General features: G+C 33.1%; 16 protein-coding genes. 11 read left to right on the forward strand and 5 right to left on the reverse strand.

All coding sequences use genetic code 11. From position 1 onward, the window contains the following. Positions 1-5 precede the first annotated feature (5 nt). The 3 genes from L992_RS03365 to L992_RS03375 are packed head-to-tail and all read right to left on the reverse strand — an operon-like array spanning position 6 to position 2,554. Positions 6-1,214, reverse strand: coding sequence for an acetyl-CoA C-acetyltransferase (locus tag L992_RS03365; RefSeq protein ID WP_047394410.1), 1,209 nt, complete (start codon positions 1,212-1,214; stop codon positions 6-8). Positions 1,215-1,237: 23 nt separating this feature from the next. Beyond that, positions 1,238-1,903 carry a 3-oxoacid CoA-transferase subunit B gene (locus tag L992_RS03370; RefSeq protein WP_047381938.1) on the reverse strand — a complete coding sequence of 222 codons (666 nt, stop codon included), beginning with the start codon at positions 1,901-1,903 and terminating at the stop codon, positions 1,238-1,240. Next, the gene (locus tag L992_RS03375; RefSeq protein WP_047381936.1) at positions 1,904-2,554 is read right to left on the reverse strand and encodes a CoA transferase subunit A; all 651 of its coding nucleotides are present in this window, start codon (positions 2,552-2,554) and stop codon (positions 1,904-1,906) included. It abuts the gene before it with no gap. Between the two features lie 263 nt (positions 2,555-2,817). Here L992_RS03375 and L992_RS13095 point away from each other — a divergent pair, with 263 nt between their 5' ends. After that, on the forward strand, positions 2,818-3,390 hold the full coding sequence (locus L992_RS13095; RefSeq protein WP_052191683.1) for a TetR/AcrR family transcriptional regulator: 573 nt from the start codon (positions 2,818-2,820) through the stop codon (positions 3,388-3,390). Between the two features lie 38 nt (positions 3,391-3,428). Here the strand turns inward: L992_RS13095 and L992_RS03385 are convergent, their stop codons facing one another. After that, positions 3,429-4,268, reverse strand: coding sequence for a 3-hydroxybutyryl-CoA dehydrogenase (locus L992_RS03385; protein ID WP_047381934.1), 840 nt, complete (start codon positions 4,266-4,268; stop codon positions 3,429-3,431). Between the two features lie 19 nt (positions 4,269-4,287). Next, positions 4,288-5,067 carry an enoyl-CoA hydratase-related protein gene (locus tag L992_RS03390; RefSeq protein ID WP_047381932.1) on the reverse strand — a complete coding sequence of 260 codons (780 nt, stop codon included), beginning with the start codon at positions 5,065-5,067 and terminating at the stop codon, positions 4,288-4,290. A gap of 297 nt (positions 5,068-5,364) precedes the next feature. Here L992_RS03390 and L992_RS03395 point away from each other — a divergent pair, with 297 nt between their 5' ends. Genes L992_RS03395 through L992_RS03440 form a run of 10 tightly spaced genes read left to right on the forward strand, consistent with a single transcriptional unit; the run spans position 5,365 to position 15,993 of the window. Further along, positions 5,365-6,861: a Na+/H+ antiporter NhaC family protein gene (locus L992_RS03395; RefSeq protein WP_047381929.1), complete on the forward strand. Its 1,497-nt coding sequence runs from the start codon at positions 5,365-5,367 to the stop codon at positions 6,859-6,861. Between the two features lie 28 nt (positions 6,862-6,889). Beyond that, a complete protein-coding gene (locus L992_RS03400) occupies positions 6,890-7,276 on the forward strand; it encodes a hotdog domain-containing protein (RefSeq protein WP_047381927.1) in 387 nt (128 codons plus the stop codon). A 2-nt stretch (positions 7,277-7,278) separates the two neighbouring features. Continuing rightward, entirely contained in the window at positions 7,279-8,097 is an 819-nt protein-coding gene (locus L992_RS03405; protein ID WP_047381925.1) for a 3-keto-5-aminohexanoate cleavage protein, read from the forward strand. A 12-nt stretch (positions 8,098-8,109) separates the two neighbouring features. Continuing rightward, entirely contained in the window at positions 8,110-9,144 is a 1,035-nt protein-coding gene (locus L992_RS03410) for a zinc-binding dehydrogenase (protein WP_047394411.1), read from the forward strand. Positions 9,145-9,195: 51 nt separating this feature from the next. After that, a complete protein-coding gene (gene ablA / locus L992_RS03415; RefSeq protein WP_047381922.1) occupies positions 9,196-10,437 on the forward strand; it encodes a lysine 2,3-aminomutase in 1,242 nt (413 codons plus the stop codon). A gap of 32 nt (positions 10,438-10,469) precedes the next feature. Next, positions 10,470-11,492: a hypothetical protein gene (locus L992_RS03420; RefSeq protein ID WP_047394414.1), complete on the forward strand. Its 1,023-nt coding sequence runs from the start codon at positions 10,470-10,472 to the stop codon at positions 11,490-11,492. Continuing rightward, complete coding sequence (locus tag L992_RS03425; protein WP_047394415.1) at positions 11,482-12,816, forward strand: hypothetical protein; 1,335 nt, start codon at positions 11,482-11,484, stop codon at positions 12,814-12,816. The genes L992_RS03420 and L992_RS03425 overlap by 11 nt, the downstream gene beginning before the upstream one ends. Before the next feature lie 12 nt (positions 12,817-12,828). Beyond that, positions 12,829-14,388: a lysine 5,6-aminomutase subunit alpha gene (locus L992_RS03430; RefSeq protein WP_047394417.1), complete on the forward strand. Its 1,560-nt coding sequence runs from the start codon at positions 12,829-12,831 to the stop codon at positions 14,386-14,388. Then, on the forward strand, positions 14,388-15,176 hold the full coding sequence (locus L992_RS03435; RefSeq protein ID WP_047381913.1) for an OAM dimerization domain-containing protein: 789 nt from the start codon (positions 14,388-14,390) through the stop codon (positions 15,174-15,176). Before L992_RS03430 ends, L992_RS03435 begins: the two co-directional genes overlap by 1 nt. A gap of 7 nt (positions 15,177-15,183) precedes the next feature. After that, entirely contained in the window at positions 15,184-15,993 is an 810-nt protein-coding gene (locus L992_RS03440; protein ID WP_047381910.1) for a PhzF family phenazine biosynthesis protein, read from the forward strand. Positions 15,994-16,083: the final 90 nt, after the last annotated feature.

The following is a 16,083-nucleotide window of genomic DNA, read 5'->3' on the forward strand; positions in this document are numbered from 1 at the left end:
ATATTTTATTGAATATTTTTAACGATTATAGCTGTTCCCATTCCTCCACCGATACAAAGACTAGCAAGACCATATTCAGAATTTTTCTTTTTCATCTCATGTATCAAAGTTGTTAAAATTCTAGCTCCACTAGCTCCAACAGGATGCCCCAAGGCGATAGCTCCACCGTTTATATTTGTTTTATCTTTAAACCACTCTGGGTCAACAGAATAAATTTTAGAAAGCTCTTTAATTACTCCGAGAGCCTGAGCAGCAAAAGCCTCATTAAGTTCAAGTAGATCCATATCTTTTAAATTTAAATTTGTTTTTTGTAGAACATTTTGTATAGCTGGAACAGGTCCAAGTCCCATAAATAGAGGATCTACTCCTCCTTGTCCAACACCTATTATTTGAACTAGAGGTGTAAGATTGTATTTTTTTATGGCCGATTCAGAAGCTAGTAAAAGAAGTGCAGAACCATCATTTAAGCCAGATGAATTTCCAGCAGTGACAGAGCCCTCCTTTTTAAAAGCAGGTCTAAGCTGTAAAAGTTTTTCTAAAGATGTATTTTTATTTGGATACTCATCTGTATCTATACTAACAGTTCCTTTTCGATCAGTTATTACTATTGGAACAATTTCATCTTTAAATCTACCACTTTGAACTGCAGCGATTGCTTTTTCCTGTGAAGATATAGCAAAAGAATCTTGTTCTTCACGAGAGATAGAATATTTTTCAACAATGTTTTCTGCGGTTATTCCCATATGGACTCCATGAAAGGCGTCTGTTAAAGCATCTAAAATCATGTGATCCTTAGCAAGAGTATCTCCCATTTTAACTCCAGTTCTAAGGTTACTGTTCATAAGAAGAGGAGCTCCAGACATTGATTCTGTACCGCCAGCTAAAATAAGATTAGCCTCTCCAGATTTAATAATTTGATAAGCAGACATGACGGCTTTCATACCACTACCACAAATCTGGTTTAAAGAGTATGCTGGAACAGTATGTGGAACTCCACCTTTGATAGAGGCCTGTCTTGCAATTCCTTGTCCTTGTCCAGCGGATAAAACGTTTCCGATGATAACTTCATCTAAAAAGTTTGGATCTAACTTAGTTTCTTCAAAAATATTTTTGATAACTGTTCCAGCAAGATCGCTTGGAGATACCTTGCTTAAAGAACCTAGAAACGAACCGATAGGGGTTCGTTTGGCACTAACAATATAAATTTTTTCCATTTCAATCCTCCCAATAAAGCAGTTTAAATCTCCATAGTTTTTAAATTATCATCTATTACCAATTCAGCCTCAGTAAAATTTTTTATATCTTCAATTGAAGAATATGGACTAATCTCTTTTAGAATAATTCTATTCTCTTGAACTTCCATTACTCCTTTTTCAGTGACAATAAGATTTACTTGATTAGCTGCTGTAAGTGGAAGAGTACAGTTCTTTAATATTTTAGGAGCTCCTTTAGCAGTGTGTTCCATAGCGATGATAACTTTTTTAGCACCAACAACAAGATCCATAGCTCCCCCCATTCCAGGAACCATTTTCCCAGGGACCATCCAGTTAGCTAAATTCCCATTTTGATCAACTTGTAAAGCTCCTAGAACTGTAGCGTCGACATGTCCACCACGGATAATTCCAAAGGACATAAAACTATCAAAGAAACACCCACCATCAGCAATAGTGACAAGAGAACCTCCAGCATTTGAGATTCTAGAATCAGCATTGTCATCACAAGGCGTTGGTCCCATTCCAATTAAACCATTTTCAGATTGAAGTGCAACATATATCGAATTTGGAATATAGTTGGCAACTTCAGTTGGAAGTCCAATTCCTAAATTTACAACGTCGCCATCATTAAATTCTTTAGCGACTCTTTTGGCGATTATTTCTCGTATTTTTTCTTTTGTAAGTTCCATCTATTTCCCTCCTTTAACAACATAGTCAACAAATATTCCAGGAATAACAATTTCATTAGGTTCTAGAGATCCTTCTATAATTTCATCAGCTTCAACAATGACAATATCAGCAGCTGTAGCCATAATTGTATTAAAATTTCTAGTTGAACCAAAGAAAGAGATGTTTCCGAAGGAGTCTACTTTGGTACCGTAAATAAGAGCGACATCGGCTTTCAATGGTTTTTCAAGTAGATATTTCTTATTGTCTACTTCGATAATATCCTTTCCCTCTTGAACAATAGTTCCAACACCAGTAGGAGTAAGAACTCCTCCTAACCCAGCACCTGCAGCTCGAATTCTTTCAGCAAGAGTTCCTTGAGGAACAAGTTCTACTTCTAGTTCACCACTATTCATCTGTTTTCCTGTTTCAGGATTAGTACCAATGTGTGAAACAATAGCTTTTTTAACTCTTTTATTGACAATTAGTTTACCTCTTTCAAAATCAGGAAAACTTGTATCGTTTGCAATAATAGTTAAATCTTTAGTGCCATTCTCTAATAGCTTTTCAATAATCTCTTTGGGAGAACCACATTTTAAAAATCCTCCAATCATAAGAGATGAATCGTTTTTTATAAGTGAAGCTGCAAAATCAATAGAGACCAATTTTTTCATAACTCACTCCTTTTTTAAGTTAGCAAGTACATACTTGCGTATTTTCAGTATGAATATATACCTCACATAAAAAGGAAATGTCAATAGTTAAAAGAAAAATATTTTTTTCGAACATAAAAAGTATATTATAAACATTCTTGTGGTGGGAGTTTTTAAAAAATGAAAATATTTTTTTATTTTTTTTTAAAAGAATTGACAAAGAGGTCAAGAATAAGGTATATAATTGGGATAGTGGAAAATACTGGAGAAATCAGGAGGCATTGATGAAAACACGGGATAGAATTTTAGAGTGCGCACAAAAGCTTTTTTCAGAAGAGGGATTTGAAAAGGTATCAACAAAGCGAATAGCAAAAGAAGCTGAATGTAATGAAGTTACAATTTTTAGATTGTTTGGAACAAAGAATAATATTTTAGAGGAAATTATAAATAAATTTGTTGAAGAGAGCAAGATAATAAAATCTTTACATGAGAGTTTGACGGGAAACTTAGAGCAAGATATTGCAAAAAGTATTTTATTATATCAAAGTTTTTTACAGCAACATGAAATAATTTTTAGATTACAATTGAAACTATCGGATAGTGAAAATCAAAAGTTTATAAGAACGATTGATTTTAGAAATTATTTAGTAGATCATTTTATTGGAGTTTTTTATGAGAATAAAATTCAATATGCTCCAGAAATTTTTGTAAATGATATGTTGAGTAGTATTATGGGTGGATTTCTTTTAAAAATATTAACTCAAGGAAATTTCACTGGAGATAGAGATGGATATTTTTTAGAAGAGAAGATAAAATTTTATCAAAACTCGCTTAATAGATATAAAAAATTGGATTAAAAAAGAGAGAATACCAAGAGGTTTCTCTCTTTTTCTTTTTAATATTTATAGAATCCTTCACCAGATTTTCTACCAAGCTTTCCAGCACGAACCATTTTCTTTAGAAGAGGATGAGCTCTATATTTAGTATCACCAAATTCAGAACTTAAAACATCCATAATAGCTAAAACAACATCTAAACCAACTAAATCTGCAAGAGCAAGTGGTCCGATAGGATGATTAGCACCATATTTCATGGCATTATCTATATCTTCTATAGTTGCAATTCCATCAGCCAAAATACCGATAGCCTCATTAATCATAGGGATTAAAATTCTATTTACAATAAATCCAGGTGCTTCTTCACATAAAACAGGTTCTTTTCCTAATTCTTTTGAAAGAGAAAAAATAGTTTCATAAACTTCAGAACTTGTCGTGTATCCTTTGATGATTTCAACAAGTTTCATGACAGGAGCAGGATTAAAGAAATGCATTCCGATAACTCTTTCAGGATGCTTTGTAGATGTCGCTATCTCTGTGATTGAAAGAGAGGATGTATTTGTAGCAAAGATAGCTTTCTTTGAACAGATCAAATCTAATTTAGAAAAAAGTTCTTTTTTTAGAGAGATTTTTTCAGATATAGCCTCGATAACTAAGTCAGCCTCTTTTGCATCCTCTAAGTTTAAAGTAGTTTCAATTTTGCTTAAAATACTAATTTTAGTGTCTTCTGTAATTTTCTCTTTTTCTACAAGTTTACTTAAAGATTTCGTTATACTTTTTTTAGAGTTCAAAAGAGCATTTTCAGAGATATCAGTGATTAAAACATCATGCCCTCCTGTTGCAAAAACTTGAGCAATACCAGTAGACATAACTCCAGCACCAATAATAAATACTTTCATATCATTTCCTCCTAGAATTTTATTTGTTAGTAAAATTTGGTTTTCTTTTTTCTAAAAATGCAGCCATTCCCTCTTTTTGATCATCGGTAGAGAAGCAAAGTCCAAAAAGACTACTTTCGATAAACATAGATGTTGCTTCATCAACTTGGATTCCTTTATTTATAGCTTCTTTTGAATATTGAACAGCTAACTTAGCATTAGAGCTTATTTTTTTCGCCATTTCAAAAGCTGAATCCATAAGTTTGTCGTGTTCAATTACTTTATTGACTAATCCAATTTTTTCCGCTTCATAAGCATCGATTATAGATCCAGTGTAAATAAGTTCTTTTGCTTTTGCTAATCCGACAAGTCTAGGTAATCTTTGTGTTCCACCAGAACCTGGAGTTATACCTAGCGCAACCTCTGGTTGGCCAAGTTTAGCTTTGTCAGAAGCCAAACGAATATCACAAGCCATTGCAAGTTCACAACCACCGCCAAGAGCAAATCCGTTTATAACTCCAATAACAACTTTATTGATATTTTCAACTGCGTTGAATGCATTAGTACCTAAAATACCAAACTCTTTGGCTGCTTTTGTAGTTAAATCTTTCATAAAAGATATATCCGCTCCAGCAACAAAAGATCTTCCTTCACCAGTTAAAAGAATAACATCAATATCACTATTTTTTTCAAGCTCTAAAAAACACTCATAAATCTCTTTGTATGTTTTTTCATTTAAGGCATTTAAAGATTCTGGTCTGTTTATTTTCACAACACAGATCTTTTCATAAAACTGAATTATAATATTCTCAAATACCATTTTTTCCTCCTTATTTTCGAAATCGTAATTAAAAAATATTTAACGGTCCCTTATTACCTCGAAATAATTAAATTTGTCAAATTTTTTTTAAATTCAAAAATATTTTTTTAACTCAAAAGTGTCTGTAATATGTAGTTTTAGAACTGAAATGAGACTTTAAAATATTTTTTTTGAAAAAATGACTATTGACTTAGGAAAAAAGGTGGGGTATATATAGCTAATGACAAAACTAAAGTAAGCACTCACTTACATCCTACTTGAAATTTTATGAGAAAATAAACATTTTAGGAGGAAGATATGGGAACGGTAACGGCGATAATAAAGCTCAGTCCAGTTTTAGTTTTAGCAGGACTGATGATGAGTGGGTATGATGCATTATTAGCAGCACCTTTAGCAACAGTTTATGCGGCATTGGTAGCAGGTTTAGTAGCAAAGAAGAAAATAAATGAGATTATCGATGCGTGTATAAAAAATGCAAGAGAGATGCAAATAGCCTTTTTTATCCTAATGATGGCATATGCAATGGCCGAAGCTTTTATGGCTACGGGGGTTGGAGCTTCTATTATAAATATAGCTTTAGGATTTGGATTGACAGCAAGAACAGTAGCAGTAGTTGGAATAATCGTAACATCAATTCTATCAATTGCGACTGGAACAAGCTGGGGAACATTTGCAGCATGTGCACCAATATTTTTATGGCTGAATCATATAGTTGGAGGAGATATGTATTTAACTTTAGCAGCTATTGCTGGAGGAGCATGTTTTGGTGACAACATAGGTCTTATTTCAGATACAACAATCGTAAGTTCAGGAATTCAAAGAGTTGAAGTTGTAAAAAGAATAAGACATCAAGGAGTATGGTCGGCACTTGTATTGGTTTGTGCAGTAATAACTTTCTATGTAGTTAGTGTTGCTATGGGATTACCAACTGAGGTTGGAAGTCCAGTTGAAGCTATAAATCAAATACCTGAATCAGCATGGGCCGCTCTAGCAGAGAAAAGAGAGAGTGCAGTTGCATTACTTAACCAAGTTAAAAGTGGAGTGCCTTATTATATGGTTATTCCTCTAATATTAGTTTTAATTTCAGCTTTTAAAGGAGTAAATACTTTATTATGCTTATTCCTTGGTATATTTGCATCGTTTATATGTGGTATGTTTGCAGGAACTGTAGAGAGTCCAGGAGCTTTTTTAGACTTAATTTATACTGGTTTTGAAGGAGCGGGATCTTGGGTAATTGTAATGATGATGTGGGTTGCAGCGTTTGGTGGAATAATGAAAATTATGGATGCGTTTAGACCGATATCAACTTTGATTAAAAAGATTTCTGGAAATGTTAGACAACTTATGTTCTATAATGGAGTTTTATCAGTTTTAGGAAATGCAGCATTGGCTGATGAGATGGCGCAGATAGTTACAATAGGTCCAATTATAAAAGAGCTTGTGGAGAAAAATGTTAAGGGAAGTCCTGAAGCAATCGAAACTTTGAGATTAAGAAATGCTACTTTTAGTGATGCACTAGGAGTTTTTGGATCTCAGTTAATTCCATGGCACGTTTATATAGGATTCTATTTAGGAATTGCAAACGCAGTTTATCCATTGGCATCGTTCACAGCAATGAGTATTATAAAATTTAATTTTATGGCTTATATAGCTGTGGGAAGTATCTTGATACTGACTTTAACAGGGTTAGATAGACTTATTCCACGATTTGCACTTCCAGCAGAACCAGAAGTGAGTTTGATGGGTGAAAATGAAGAGATTGATATGATGGTAGAAACAGAGGAGTTAGTATAATAAAAAAAGAGTAAAGGAGACAGGAGTTATGACAAAATCGATGATAAGACTAAGAATGAGTACAGCAGACGCTCATTATGGTGGGAATTTAGTAGACGGAGCAAGAATTTTACAGTTGTTTGGAGATGTAGCAACAGAGCTATTGATAAAACATGATGGGGATGAGGGTTTATTTAAGGCTTATAGTGAGGTAGAGTTTATGGCTCCTGTTTATGCTGGAGATTATTTAGAGGTTGTTGGAGAGATTACAAAAATTGGAAATACATCTAGAGTTATGTGCTTTGAAGCAAGAAAGGTAATAGTTCCAAGAGTTGATATATGTGATTCAGCAGCAGATTTTTTAGAAGAACCTATTGTAGTATGTAAAGCAGTTGGGACATGTGTAGTTCCAAAAGCTGTTCAAAGAAAGGGGTAATTATGGAGAAATTAATAATAACAGCCGCAATTTGTGGAGCTGAGGTTACAAAGGATCATAATCCAGCTGTTCCATACACAGTAGAAGAGATAGCTAGAGAAGCTTATAGTGCATATAGTGCGGGGGCGAGTGTTATTCATCTTCACGTTAGAGAGGATGATGGAACTCCAACTCAGAGAAAAGAGCGATATGATGAGTGTATAAAAGCCATCAGAGAAAAGTGTCCAGATGTAATTATTCAACCATCGACAGGAGGGTCAGTGGGGATGACTTCAGAGGAGAGATTGGAGCCAGTTTATCTAAATCCTGAGATGGCAACATTAGATTGTGGTACTTTAAATTTTGGTGGAGATGAAATTTTCGTAAACACTGAGAATATGATAAAAGAGTTTGGAAAAAAGATGATAGATTTGGGTGTTAAGCCAGAGGTTGAAGTTTTTGATAAGTCGATGATAGATATGGCAGTTAGATTATCTAAAAAGGGGTTTATTAAAGAACCGGTTCACTTTAGTTTTGTAATGGGAGTAAATGGTGGAATCTCAGGAGAGTTAAGAGATTTTATCTTTTTAAAAGAAAGCATTCCATGTGGATCTACATATTCGGTTGCAGGTATAGGAAAATTTGAATTCACTCTTGCGGCGGCTTCTATAATTTCAGGAGGTCACGTAAGAGTTGGATTTGAAGACAATATATATATAAGTAAGGGAGTTTTAGCAAAGAGTAATGGAGAGTTGGTTGAAAAGGTTGTGAGAATTGCAAAAGAGTTTGGAAGAGAGATAGCAAATCCAACTGAAGCAAGAAAAATATTAGGTTTAAACTAGGAGGATATTATTATGAAAAAAGGATGTAAATTTGGAACACACAGAGTAATAGAACCAGTTGGATCACTGCCACAAGGAGCTTTAAAAATTTGTAATAGCATGGATATTATGTCTAATGAAGTTTTAATTAACGTTCAAACTTTAAATATAGATTCAGCTAGTTTTACACAAATAAAAGAAGCTTGTAATAGAGATGAAAAAAAGATGGCTGAAATGATAGAAAACATAGTTGCAGAAAGAGGAAAAATGCAAAACCCTGTAACGGGATCTGGTGGAATGTTAATAGGAACAATTGAAAAGGTTGGAGAGGATTTCCCAGATAAAAATCTAAAAATTGGAGATAAAATTGCGACATTGGTTTCATTATCATTGACACCTTTAAAAATAGAGGAAATAAAGAATGTAAATATATCAAATGATCAAGTTGATGTAGATGCAAAAGCAGTACTTTTTGAAAGTGGAATATATGCAGTGTTACCAGAGGATATTCCAGAGAAGTTAGCACTTGCAGCTTTAGACGTAGCTGGTGCACCAGCTCAAGTTGAAAAACTAGTAAAGGAAGGCGATACAGTTTGTATAATAGGAGGAGGAGGTAAATCTGGAATCCTTTGTTGTTATCAAGCTATGAAAAATGTAGGGAAAGATGGAAAAGTTATAGTATTTGAATATTCTGAAAGTAACGCTGCAAGAATAAGAGATTTAGGATTAGCTCATGTTGTATTAGTGGGAGATGCAACAAAGCCAGTGGAGATATATAACAAAATAAATGAGATTACAAATGGGGAACTTTGTGATGTTGTTATAAATAATGTGAATGTTCCAGGGACAGAGATGTCATCAATTCTTATAGCAAAAGATGATGGGGTTGTATATTTCTTCTCAATGGCAACTTCATTTACAAAAGCAGCATTAGGAGCAGAAGGAGTGGGGAAAGATGTATCTATGATTGTTGGAAATGGATACACGAAAGGTCATGCTAATTTGACATTAGAAATCATAAGAGAATCAAAGGCGATTAAAGAGCTATTTGAAAAATTATATGTTTAGTCAATGTTAAAAAATAAAAAGGGTTAAATAGAAAATTTGGAGGAGTCTAGTATGATGAATTTGAGAGAGAGATTTAATGTAGCTGATGAGCAGTGGAATGATTGGAAGTGGCAGATAAGAAACAGAATTGAAAACATGGAACAGTTAGAAACTATGATGACTTTGACTGATGAGGAAAAAGAGGGAATAGAAAAGTCGTTAGAAACAATAAGAATGGGAATTACACCATATTATTTAAGCACTATGGATTTGAACGACCCAAAGTGCCCTGTGAGAATGCAAGCTGTTCCTTCAATAAATGAACTACATAGATCAGAAGCGGATCAATTAGATCCTTTGCATGAAGATGGAGATTCACCAGTTCCAGGATTAACTCATAGATATCCAGATAGAGTGTTATTACTAGTTACAGATATGTGTGCAATGTATTGTAGACACTGTACAAGAAGAAGATTTGCTGGTCAAACAGATCAAGCTGTTCCTATGGAAAGAATTGAAAAGGCGATAGAATATATTAGAAATACTCCACAAGTTAGAGATGTATTGCTTTCGGGAGGAGATGCTTTACTTTTATCGGATGAAAAATTAGAGCACATTATAAGTAAACTTAGAGCTATTCCACATGTAGAAATCATTAGAATAGGATCAAGAACTCCTGTTGTTATGCCACAAAGAATTACACCTGAGCTTTGTGATATGTTAAAAAAATATCATCCAATCTGGTTAAATACTCATTTTAATCATTCAAAAGAGATTACGCCTGAAGCGAAAAAAGCTTGTGAGATGCTTGCTAATGCGGGAGTTCCATTAGGAAACCAATCAGTGTTATTAAAAGGAGTAAATGACTGCGTTCATGTTATGAAAGAGCTAGTTCATAACTTAGTAAAGATGAGAGTTAGACCGTACTATATATATCAATGTGATTTATCAATGGGAATTGAGCACTTTAGAACTCCAGTTTCAAAAGGAATTGAAATAATAGAGGGATTAAGAGGACATACATCAGGATATGCTGTTCCAACATTTGTTGTGGATGCTCCAGGAGGAGGAGGGAAAACTCCAGTTATGCCAAATTACATAATTTCGCAATCACCAGATAAAGTTATATTAAGAAACTTTGAAGGAGTAATAACAACATATACTCAACCGACAAACTATGTGAATACATGTGAATGTGAAGTTTGTAAAGGAGAGGTTAAGAGAAAACAAGTTGGAGTAGCAGGACTTATGAGCGGATGTGAGGAAACATTAGAGCCAAGACAACTTGATAGAAAACAAAGAAACGCTCATTAAAATATAGAAGATTCATTTAAAGGAGGAAAATCATGCCCTTTATAAAAGATATAAAAAAATATAGAAGTATAGCAACGATTGGACTGGAAAAAAATGTGGGGAAAACAGAAACTATGAATTATATCTTAAAGAGATTTAATACTGAAAGGGTTTTAGCGGGGGTTACATCTATAGGTATAGATGGAGAGACAGTGGATATAGTTACAGCTACATCAAAGCCAGAGATAACAATATATGAGGGCATGGTTTTCGTAACAAGTGAAAAACACTATTGTAAAAAAAGATTTGAAGCAGAGATTTTAAATGTGAGTGAGAAATCGACAGCTTTAGGAAGAGTTGTAACTGCACGAGCACTTGGAGAAGGCAAGGTTTTACTCTCTGGACCCTCGAACAGTTCTTGGATAAAAGAGATAATAGATGAGATGTTGGAAAAAGGTATGGATTGTGTTTTAGTAGATGGGGCCCTGTCACGAATGAGTGTGGGGTCTCCTATTATTACAGAGGGGATAGTTTTATCTACAGGAGCTTCAGTTTCAATAAATGCAAAAGAGGTTGTAAAGAAAACTAAACATGTTATAAATCTTTTGAAACTAGAAAGAGTTGATTGGGTAAATCGAGATGAAATTTTAAGATTGAAGGATGGAATATACAAAATAGTTTTAAATGGAGAGATTATAAACAAACTTCCAATAAGATCAATTCTAAATTTTTCAGAATTAGAGGAAAATATATTTGAGGAACCATGTACTCTTTACATAACAGGAGTTTTAACTGAAAGGTTCGTAGAGAATATGATAAAACAGAGCTTTATAGAAAATGTTGAAATTTTAGTTAAAGATTTTACAAAAATATTTTTATCACCAGATGTTCTAAATAGATTTATTCGACGAGGTGGAAAATTGAAAGTTCTTTTAAATACAGAGTTAGTTGCGATTACTGTAAATCCAGTATCTCCAACGGGATATGTTTTAGATTGGAAGGAGCTTGTAGAAGATATTAAGCAATTTACAGATGTTCCAGTTGTAAATCTAAGGGAGGAGGGATATGAAATTTGAAAAAGTAAACTTTGATTATATTTTAGAAAAATTAGATATTAGCAGTAAGCTTGGAAAAAAAAGAGTAAAAGAGCTTCAGTTTTCAAATGATCCTCTCTTATTGGAGAAAGAGTTTTATAATTTAGAGATTGTAATAGATCTATTAGAAAAAAATCAGAAGATATACTCTGTAATAAAAAGGAAACTATCTAATCTAAAGGATATAAGCAGTATAGTTGAAAGAGTTACAAATGGATATGTATTAGATGATGTTGAACTTTTTGAGATTAAGATTTTTTCCATGATTTCCCAAGAAATCTACGAATTGTTAAAAGAAAATTATAAAGATCTAGCTCCACAAAACTTAGAAAAAGTTATAGATATTTTGGATCCAGATAAAATCAGAATCGCTAGTTTTCATATTTATAGCTCATATTCTATTGAATTGAGGGAGATAAGAGAGAAAATAAAGGAAACAAAAGATGAAAGTTTATATGATAAAGAGATAGAGTTGGAAGATGATGTAAGAAAGGTTATTAGTAAAAAGTTATTAAACTATAACCAAGTTTTAAAAAGTTCAATAAAAAGATTAGGGTATCTAGATTTTGTTCTTGCAAAAGCTTATGAGGCAAAAAGATTGAATCTGGTAAAGCCGACTTTTGGCAATAAAACAAAAATTAAAGGGATGTTTAACCCAAAAGTTTTAAAATCGTTAGAAGATAAAGAGAGAGTTTATCAAAAGATAGATATATCTTTAGGAGAGAGAGTTACTGTTATAACAGGAGCTAATATGTCGGGGAAAACCTTGACCTTGAAAACCTTGGGATTAATTCAAGTGATGGCTCAAACAGGATTCTTTGTTTCAGCAGAGTCAGCAGAACTTCAACTACTAGATGATATCTATTTATCTATCGGAGATTCACAATCTTTAGAAGAGGGATTGTCATCTTTTGCAGCTGAGATGTTAGAGATTGACAATATAGTAAAAAAAATAAAAAAAGGTGTAAGACCCTTAGTTCTTATTGATGAGTTAGCTAGAACTACAAATCCAGAAGAGGGACGAGCACTTCTAAAATCTGTTGTAAAAATTTTGGATAGATATTCTATTGAAGCTATTATAACAACGCACTATGATGATATTGGAAAGGATGTCACAAAACTTAGGGTTGTAGGAATAAAAAAAGATGTGCTTGAAGAAAATATAGACTATAAAAATATAGAGAATTTTATAGATTACTCTTTAGTAGAGGTTGACGATGGGGATGTTCCAGAAGAAGCTCTCACAATAGCTAAATTACTTAAGATAGATGATGAAATTATACAAAACGCATACGAGTATTTATAGGGAGGAAAATTCATGTTTAAAAGTAAATTGGGTTTAGATTTTAATAAAGTTCAGAAAGCTAGAGGACTTGCAAAAGATATAGCTATGGATGTTCAAAAGTTTGTGGATTCATATACAACAGTAGCAGTTGAAAGAACTATATGTAGACTTCTAGGAATAGACGGAGTTGATATAGATGAAGTTCCTTTACCGAATATAGTTGTGGATCATCTAAAAGATAAAGGAGTTTTGTCTGAGGGAGTTATGTATTTTATAGGAAATGCTATTTTAGAAACTGAATTGTCTTCGCAAGAGATAGCGGAAAAAGTAAGTGCAGGAGAGTTAGATTTAACAAAACTAAATCAACATTCGAAAGATGAAGTAGAAAAAGCTATTGAACCACTTGTGAACTCTTCGGTAGATAGAATAAAATCTAATAAAGAGAAAAGAGATGAATATTTAACTAGAATAGGAGAGGGTCCAAAGCCTTACCTTTATGTAATAGTAGCAACTGGAAATATATATGAAGATGTAATACAAGCTCAAGCTGCAGCAAGACAGGGAGCTGATATAATCGCAGTTATAAGAACAACAGGACAAAGTTTGTTGGATTATGTGCCGTATGGAGCTACGACAGAGGGATTCGGTGGAACTTTTGCAACTCAGGAAAATTTTAGAATTATGAGAAAAGCTTTAGATGAGGTTGGGGAAGAGGTTGGAAGATATATAAGACTTTGTAACTACTGTTCAGGATTGTGTATGCCAGAGATAGCTGCAATGGGAGCGTTAGAAAGATTGGATGTAATGTTAAACGATGCTCTTTATGGAATTCTGTTTAGGGATATAAATATGCAAAGAACACTTGTAGATCAATTTTTCTCAAGAGTTATAAATGGCTTTGCAGGGGTTATAATAAATACTGGAGAGGATAATTACTTAACAACGGCGGATGCAGTAGAAAATGCTCATACAGTTTTAGCTTCAGATTTAATAAATGAACAGCTTGCTTTTATGGCTGGATTGCCAGAGGAGCAGATGGGACTTGGACACGCCTTTGAGATTGACCCTGAATTAGAAAATGGATTCCTTTTAGAGTTATCTCAAGCTCAGATGACAAGAGAGATTTTCCCAAATGCACCATTAAAATATATGCCGCCTACAAAATTTATGACTGGAAATGTTTTTAAAGGTCATATTCAAGATGCTCTATTTAATCAAGTTGCAATAATGACAGGTCAAGGATTACAACTTTTAGGAATGATGACAGAAGCGATACACACACCGTTTATGTCTGATAGATATTTAGCAATAGAGAACGCAAGATATATATTTAATAATATGAGAGATTTTGGATCTGAGATAGAGTTTAAAACTGATGGAATAATTCAAAAAAGAGCTCAATCTGTACTAGAGGAATCAGTGCAACTTTTAGAAAAAATGGTTCATGATGGATTATTTAATTCTTTAGAAAAGGGAACGTTTGCAGATATAAAAAGAAGTAGAACAGGAGGAAAAGGGTTAGCTGGTGTTGTTGGAAAAGGAGCTAACTATATGAATCTATTTATTCCAAAAATGTTGGGAGAGGTGAAATAATGAGCGGTGGATTATATTCAATGGAAGAGAGAAGTTTTGATACAACACTGGATTTGAAAGCTGTAAAACCATATGGAGATACAATGAACGATGGTAAAACACACCTTTCATTTACATTACCAGTTCCTGCAGGAGCGGAGGGAGTTGAGGCAGCAAAACAGTTGATGAAGAAGATGGGATTTTTGAATCCACAGGTTTCATACTTTAAAGAATTAACAGAGGGATTTACATTTTTTAACTGTTATGGAAGTTGTACTCATACCGTAGATTATGAGTCAATATACGTTCCAAAGGTTGAGTCGACAACTTGGTCGATGGAAGCAACAGATAAATTTGTAAAAGAGAATATAGGTAGAAAGATTGTAGTTTTAGGAGCAAGTACAGGAACGGATGCACATACAGTTGGAATAGATGCAATTATGAATATGAAAGGGTATGCAGGGCACTATGGATTAGAAAGATATGAGATGATAGAAGCTTTAAATATGGGAAGCCAAGTCCTGAATGAAGATTTTATAGCAAAAGCTATTGAGATAAAAGCCGATGTACTTTTAGTTTCACAAACTGTAACTCAAAAAGATGTTCACATAAAAAATTTGGTAGAACTTATAGAGATGATAGAAGCTGAAGGACTTAGAGATAGAATGTTAGTTATATGTGGTGGAGCTAGAATAACACATGAATTGGCAAAAGAGTTAGGGTATGATGCTGGATTTGGAGCGGGAACTTATGCTGATGATGTAGCTTCGTATGCTGTTCAAGAGTTAGTTAAAAGAGAGATAAAATAAAAATATTATGATAGAATACATAGTAGATGTTTTTACTCATGAAGGAAAAGGTGGGAATAAAGCTGGTGTAATTATATTAACTAAAGATTTATCTCAAGAAAAATGTCAAGAGATAGCTGCCAAACTTCATTTTTCAGAGACAGTTTTTATAAAAAAGATGAGTGACAAAATCTTTGAGTTAAAATTTTATACACCAGAGTGCAGAATAGAGTTTTGTGGTCATGCTTCTTTAGCAGCATTTTATATTTTAAAAAAAAATAAAATTATTGAAGATGGAGAGTATATAGAAAGATTAGATTTTAAAGATTTAAATGTTATCGTGCAAAAAGATAAAATATTTTTGGAACAGGATGATTTTAAAATAGATTATAATTTAGATTCAAAAGAGGTTTTAGATTCACTAGATATAGATAAAGATTTTCTATACGAGGATCTTAAACCAGTTATAGGTTATACAGGATTGAGAGATATTCTTATTTCTGTTAAAAGCAGAGAATTGCTAAATGGCTTGAACTTAGATTATAATAAGATAAAAGAGATATCTAAAAAATATGATGTAATAGGGTATCATATATATACTTTTGATAACAACAAAATATATTGTAGGAATTTTGCTCCACTTTATGGAATAAATGAAGAAGCTGCAACTGGAAGTTCAAATGGAGCTCTCTTTGCCTATTTAAATACCTTTGATAGGTTTAGAAATGAGTGTGTAGAATTTTTTCAAGGGGAAAATTATGGTGAAATTTCTAAAATAATAGTTAAATTTATTAAAGATAAAATATATGTTGGAAGTGAATTTAAAAGAGTTGAATAGATATCTATTCAACTCTTTTTATTATATAAGGAAACTATAGAAAAAATTTATCCAAAAAATATTGAAAAATTTGAACTCAAGGAGTAAAAA

It is taken from the genome of Cetobacterium sp. ZOR0034 (assembly GCF_000799075.1).
Taxonomy (GTDB): Bacteria; Fusobacteriota; Fusobacteriia; order Fusobacteriales; family Fusobacteriaceae; genus Cetobacterium_A.